General features: G+C 41.2%; 1 pseudogene. It reads left to right on the top strand.

Annotated features, from left to right (window positions below):
- Positions 1 to 240: pseudogene (locus tag IV36_RS11795) on the top strand (replication initiation protein RepA); the annotation flags it as partial.

Below are 240 nucleotides of genomic sequence, written 5' to 3' on the forward strand. Positions count from 1 at the left end.
AATGCTAAATATCGAGTTGAAAAGGATCATCAAGATATTGGGGTTCTAATCCCACTGGACGATGAAGAACTTAAACCTTTGATGACTAAAGCCTTGAGACGCTACTTTAACGTCCTAAGAAGCAATGAAAAGCATATCAAGAACGTGGAAAACTACTTGTACGGCACCATGCAAAACCTATTTGGCGTTTGGTGGAATAAACAAGCGGCTAGAGAATATGCGGCCAAACACCCCGAAGAA

The organism is Liquorilactobacillus mali (assembly GCF_001437155.1).
GTDB lineage: Bacteria > Bacillota > Bacilli > Lactobacillales > Lactobacillaceae > Liquorilactobacillus > Liquorilactobacillus mali_A.